This is a genomic window from Shewanella morhuae, from assembly GCF_900156405.1.
GTDB lineage: Bacteria > Pseudomonadota > Gammaproteobacteria > Enterobacterales > Shewanellaceae > Shewanella > Shewanella morhuae.
Window position 1 is genome coordinate 38,449 of record NZ_FTNN01000005.1, and the last position, 6,326, is coordinate 44,774.

Genomic DNA, 6,326 nt, shown 5'->3' on the forward strand with positions numbered 1-6,326 from the left:
GTTAACGCAATAATTCCAATTGATTAGCTAAAGGAATACCCGCATCTATTAGCTGAGTACGCACACGCAATTGCTGCATCATGCTGATAAACCCTTGTTGCTGACGCTGCTGCATGTCGAGCCAAGCCTGATAACTGTGGCGGGTGAGCACTAAATCTTCATCGCCATCGCGTACCGGTAAACTAAAGTTGTGCGGTAACGGCAAAGTGCCTTGGCGCAGGGGATCGGTAATCAGATAGGCGCCAACATCACAATGACGCTTTAGCTCAGTTAATGGTGCAATACACTGGGGCGTAAAATGGCTGCCATCTGTCACTATCCAAATTAAGGAACCGGGTTTGGCGATACGTTGTAATCGCTGACAGGCGCGCAAAATATGATCGGGATCGCGCTGAGCACTGCCAACACGGTTAAGCTGATTTTCGTGCACGCGGCGCAGCTCTGAGACTAACTGCAATATGCCCTGACGACGACTGCGGGGTTTGAGCTCGACATGTTCGGACTCGCTGGCAATCAAGGCGCCGAGCCTATCGCCATGGTTAATGGCATTCCAACCTAAAGTGGTCGCAAGGTGTCCGGCTTGCACCGATTGCAGTAATAAACGCGAGCCAAAATAGAGGCTTTGGCTCAAGTCGATTAATAGTAAAATAGGGCGCTCACGTTCTTCGACAAATAATTTAGTGTGAGTCGTGCCTGTGCGAGCAGTAACGCGCCAATCAATGGTGCGCACATCATCGCCCTGTTGATAGTGGCGCACTTCAGCAAACTCCATGCCGCGGCCTTTGATTAAGCTGCTGCGATGGCCGGCTAAATTGGCGCGGGCACGACTGTAACGCTCGGGCATAGCGCGGGCAATATTTTGGCACGCCAGCAGTTCTTGCTCCGTTAAGTGCAAACCATCGGCAAAAAGCGGCAAGCCATCGGCCGCGGCTGAAAGTTGCGCAGTGTCACTCATCTTATTTCACCCTTATCTTCACCGTTAAGGTACTGCAACTTGACTCAAGATGTGGTTGATCACGTGATCGCGGCTCACGCCTTCAGCCTGCGCTTGGTAGCTCAGTAATAATCTGTGTCTTAATACATTGGGCGCTACGGCTTGAATGTCTTCTGGTGAAACAAAGTCTCGTTCGTGCAGCCAAGCGCGGGCGCGGGCGCAGCGTTCTAACGAAATCGTTGCGCGCGGGCTGACACCATACTCTAGCCATTTCGCTAAGTCTTCGCTGTAACGTGAAGGCTCGCGGGTCGCCATCACGATTTCGACTATGTACTTTTCGAGCGGTTCGGCAAGATAGATTTCCATGGCTTCATCACGGGCGGCAAACACATCCGCCTGCGCAATTGGCTCCATTGTTGGCAACTCGTGGGTTAATGCTTCTTTACGCGATTGGCGCAGAATTTCGATTTCAGTTTCGCCGCTTGGGTAATCAAGATTTAAATGCATTAAAAAACGGTCAAGCTGTGCTTCGGGCAGAGGATAAGTGCCTTCGTTTTCTAACGGATTCTGGGTTGCCATTACTAAAAACAGCGGTGGAAGCTTATAACTGTGCTTACCGACGGTAACTTGACCTTCGGCCATGGCTTCTAATAAGGCCGATTGTACTTTGGCTGGAGCGCGGTTAATTTCGTCGGCTAAGATTAAATTGTGAAAAATCGGTCCGGCTTCAAATTCGAAAGTACCAGTTTGCGAGCGATAAATATCGGTACCAGTTAAGTCAGCAGGTAACAAATCAGGGGTGAATTGAATGCGGTGAAAATCGCCCTCAACCCCGTCACATAAGGCTTTCACCGCTCGGGTCTTAGCAAGTCCTGGCGGCCCTTCAACTAATAAGTGGCCATTGGCAATTAAGGCAATGAGCAGATTTTCGGTCAATACTGGTTGCCCTAAAACAACCTTATTGAGGTAAGTGCGTAATGCATGGAAGCGACTCAAAGGCATGATGCTACTCGTTTTATTATGTTGAAAATACGTATGTGGGCTATAGACAACAGCTATGGTAAAGAATTCCCTTAGGGTTTGGCTAGTGTTAAAAAAACAAACAGGTGTTTAAAACTTGCTGACAAGAAGTTAGAATCAGATCACACTTTAATGGTCAGACCTGTTATTGGGCGATTTTCGCCGCAAATCAATGGGTCAAACACGGAAATCGATAGCGCCGCCTGAAATCTCTCAGCGATTGCGCACATAAAGAGGGTGACAAATGAGTGATAGACAACAGGTTACGAACGCCAAGGGCGAACGTATCGCCATTGTAGCGGGTTTAAGAACGCCATTCGCAAAGCAAGCCACCGCATTTCACGGTGTGTCGGCGCTCGATATGGGCAAAATGGTGGTCAATGAATTATTGGCGCGCTCTGAACTTGACCCTAAGCTGATTGAACAGCTGGTCTATGGACAAGTCGTGCAAATGCCTGCTGCACCTAACATTGCTCGTGAAATCGTACTTGGTACTGGCATGAATGTATCGACCGATGCCTATAGTGTCACTCGCGCTTGTGCGACGAGCTTTCAATCTGCCGTAAACGTAGCTGAATCTATCATGACGGGTAATATCGAAATCGGTATTGCCGGCGGCGCTGATTCATCCTCTGTATTGCCTATCGGTGTGTCAAAAAAGTTAGCCCATGCGTTAGTCGATTTGAATAAAGCCCGTAGCTTTGGGCAAAAATTACAAATATTCCGCCGTTTAGGCATTAAAGATTTATTTCCAGTGCCGCCTGCGGTAGCTGAGTATTCAACGGGCTTGTCTATGGGGCAAACCGCTGAGCAAATGGCAAAAACCTACAATATTAGCCGCGCCGACCAAGATGCGTTAGCACACCGCTCACACACGTTAGCGAGTGAAACTTGGGCCGCTGGCAAACTTCGCGATGAAGTGATGGTTGCCCATGTGCCACCATATAAGCAGTTTATCGATCGTGATAACAATATCCGCGACAACTCGGTACTTGAGTCATACGCTAAGTTGCGTCCGGCTTTTGATCGGCAGCATGGCACTGTGACGGCGGCCAATAGTACGCCACTGACGGACGGTGCATCGGCCATTATTTTGATGAGTGAAGGCCGAGCCAAAGCTTTAGGTTATCAGCCTATTGGTTACATTAAGAGTTACGCCTTTAGCGCCATTGATGTGTGGCAAGACATGTTGATGGGGCCGTCTTACGCAACGCCACTGGCACTGAAACGGGCTGGAATGGAGTTAGAAGACCTCACGCTAATTGAAATGCACGAGGCTTTTGCAGCGCAGACATTAGCCAATATGCAGATGTTTGCTTCGAAAAAATTTGCCGAAGAAAAACTTGGCCGTAACCGCGCCATTGGTGAAATCGACATGAGTAAGTTTAACGTGCTCGGCGGCTCGCTGGCCTATGGTCATCCTTTTGCTGCAACGGGAACTCGTTTGATCACGCAAGTGTGTCGTGAACTGAAACGCCGCGGTGGTGGAACTGGCCTAACTACGGCTTGTGCAGCCGGTGGTTTAGGTGTGGCTATGATAGTTGAAGTGGAGTAATCGGCATGGAAAAGACCTTTAATTTAACCCGCCGCGACGACGGTATTGCCATTTTGACAATGGATGTTCCTGGCGAAACCATGAACACCTTAAAAACACAATTTGGCCCTGAAATCAGTGAAATTCTGGCAGAGATCAAGAGTGATCCGAATATTCGTGGTTTAGTGCTTATTTCGGGTAAAAAAGATTCTTTTGTTGCAGGCGCTGATATTTCCATGCTCGATGCCTGTAAAACTGCGGGCGACGCCAAAGCCTTATCTCAGCAAGGTCATGTGGTTTTTAATGAGTTAGAAGCGTTAAAAATTCCGGTGGTTGCGGCTATCCATGGCGCCTGTTTAGGTGGCGGTTTAGAGTTAGCATTAGCTTGTCATCAAAGGGTATGCAGTGACGATGGCAAGACTATGCTCGGTGTACCTGAAGTGCAACTGGGTTTATTGCCTGGTGGTGGCGGTACTCAACGTTTGCCACGTTTAGTTGGTATTACGACTGCTTTAGACATGATGTTGACAGGTAAACAAATTCGACCTAAACAAGCCTTGAAAATGGGCTTAGTAAATGATGTTGTGCCGCAGACGATTTTGTTACAAACCGCCGTCGATATGGCGCTTGCGGGCAAGCGTTCGCCGAAATCGGTTAAAAAATCACTTGTTAATCAAGTCCTTGAAGGCACAAGCTTTGGCCGTAACATTATTTTTAGCCAAGCGACTAAACAAGTCGAAAAGAAAACCCAAGGCAATTATCCCGCACCCGCCAAAATAATTGACTGCGTGCGCCAAGGGATTGCTAAGGGCATGCAAAAGGGATTAGACGTCGAAGCCAGCCATTTTGCTGAATTAGTGGTTTCAAAAGAATCTGCTGCGCTGCGCAGTATTTTCTTCGCGACTACAGAAATGAAGAAAGAAACCGGCGCCGTGGGTGCGATTCCCCGCAAAGTGAAAAAAGCCGTGATCTTAGGTGGCGGTTTAATGGGCGGCGGTATTGCATCGGTGACAACGACCAAGGCTAAGATCCCCGTTCGCGTCAAAGATATCAGTGAAAAAGGTTTAAGCAATGCGCTAGCCTACGCTTATAAGTTATTGGATAAAGGCGTAAAACGTCGCCACATGACGCCTGCTGCCCGTGACAATTTAATGGCACTGATGACTACAACCACAGAGTATAAAGGCGTAAAAGATGCCGATATCGTCGTGGAAGCAGTATTTGAAGACTTAGCGCTTAAGCACCAAATGGTAAAAGACATTGAGCGTGAATGCGGCGAGCATACTATTTTTGCCTCAAACACTTCATCATTACCGATTAGTCAAATCGCCGAGGCGGCGACGCGTCCTGAGAACGTTATTGGTCTACATTATTTCTCGCCAGTAGAGAAAATGCCGCTGGTGGAAGTCATTGCCCACGCTAAAACATCGGCAGAAACTATTGCAACCACGGTCGCATTTGCTCGTAAGCAAGGTAAAACGCCGATAGTGGTGCAGGATGGCGCAGGTTTTTATGTGAACCGAATTCTAGCGCTCTACATGAACGAGGCCGCGCAATTATTACTTGAAGGCCAAAGTGTTGAACATTTAGATAAAGCCTTAGTGAAATTTGGTTTCCCTGTTGGACCTATTACTTTACTCGACGAAGTGGGTATCGATGTGGGCGCTAAGATTTCACCAATTCTTGAGAAAGAATTGGGCGAGCGCTTTAGAGCACCTGCGGCATTTGAAAGGCTTTTGGCTGACGATCGAAAAGGTCGTAAAAATGGCAAAGGTTTCTACCAATATGGCGCATCGAGCAAGAAAGCCAAAGCTGTCGATGAGAGTGTTTATGGCGTGTTAGGCATTAAGCCAGGCACTAATAAAGACGCCAAAGCGGTTGCTGAGCGCTGCGTCGTGCAAATGCTTAACGAAGCCGTACGTTGTTTAGATGATGGTATTATCGCATCGCCAAGAGATGGGGATATTGGTGCTATTTTCGGCATTGGTTTCCCGCCATTCCTCGGTGGTCCATTCCATTATATTGATACTTTAGGTGCAGCTAACTTAGTGCGAATTCTTGAGGGCTATCAAAGTCAATTAGGTAGCAGATTCGAACCTTGCGCACGCTTAAAAACGATGGCTCAAGAAAACTCGCGCTTCTTCTAAGTCTTCACCATTCTATATTGAACAAAAAAGCGGCATAATATTGCCGCTTTTTTATTGCCACAAGGCATTGTTTTGCCTAAAAAACACTCACAATGCTGATGTAATTCTTGTATGAGCAGCGCCCTTAAATGGTTGAAGTTGACTTTAATTTTATCCCCTTGAGTTAGATGCGTTAGTTCAGTGTTTAGTGAAAGATGTTGATAGCGGGTACGCATAGAACGCTTAGTCTAATATTTGAACGAAGATCAACATGGGTATTAATTTGAATGGCTCACAAGCGATTGTATTTTGATGAGGAGTAAAATTCCGAGCGTGATGATTTTTAGTTATTTTTAAAGATGTGGCTTTTAATAAATATTAAAAACTAAAGGGAGCTATGCTCCCTTTAGTTTTTAAACTGTGCCTAATGTCATCTAATTTCTTATTGCTATTTCTTCATTAGACTCATTACTTAAGGCTTAAATCTAGTTCCACCAACCCTTTGCTGAAATCACTTCAAGTTGGTTTAAACCATCAGGTAACTTAACCTTTTTACGTGCTGGCTTAGATAAACCGAGTGCTTTTTTGATTGAATTTAGCATAGTCACTCTCCCTAACCTGATTAATGTTATGCAACTTGTTCTAGTGGTTTGAATTTCACATATGGAGAGCCCGCAACTTCAAGGGGTTTGAATTTCACATATGGAGAACC

Annotated in this window: 4 protein-coding genes; 2 read left to right on the top strand and 2 right to left on the bottom strand. The window is 46.6% G+C overall.

Features of this window, described 5'->3' with window-relative positions:
* Window position 1: 1 nt before the first annotated feature.
* Window positions 2-955 (bottom strand): DUF58 domain-containing protein, encoded by a 954-nt coding sequence (locus tag BW947_RS07600; RefSeq protein ID WP_076498107.1) that lies wholly within the window; start codon window positions 953-955, stop codon window positions 2-4.
* Window positions 956-979: 24 nt separating this feature from the next.
* Window positions 980-1,936 (bottom strand): AAA family ATPase, encoded by a 957-nt coding sequence (locus tag BW947_RS07605; RefSeq protein ID WP_076498109.1) that lies wholly within the window; start codon window positions 1,934-1,936, stop codon window positions 980-982.
* A 262-nt stretch (window positions 1,937-2,198) separates the two neighbouring features.
* Here BW947_RS07605 and fadI point away from each other — a divergent pair, with 262 nt between their 5' ends.
* Both fadI and fadJ read left to right on the top strand, forming a co-directional pair.
* Window positions 2,199-3,509: an acetyl-CoA C-acyltransferase FadI gene (gene fadI, locus BW947_RS07610; protein ID WP_076498110.1), complete on the top strand. Its 1,311-nt coding sequence runs from the start codon at window positions 2,199-2,201 to the stop codon at window positions 3,507-3,509.
* A gap of 5 nt (window positions 3,510-3,514) precedes the next feature.
* Window positions 3,515-5,635: a fatty acid oxidation complex subunit alpha FadJ gene (fadJ, locus tag BW947_RS07615; protein ID WP_076498112.1), complete on the top strand. Its 2,121-nt coding sequence runs from the start codon at window positions 3,515-3,517 to the stop codon at window positions 5,633-5,635.
* Window positions 5,636-6,326: the final 691 nt, after the last annotated feature.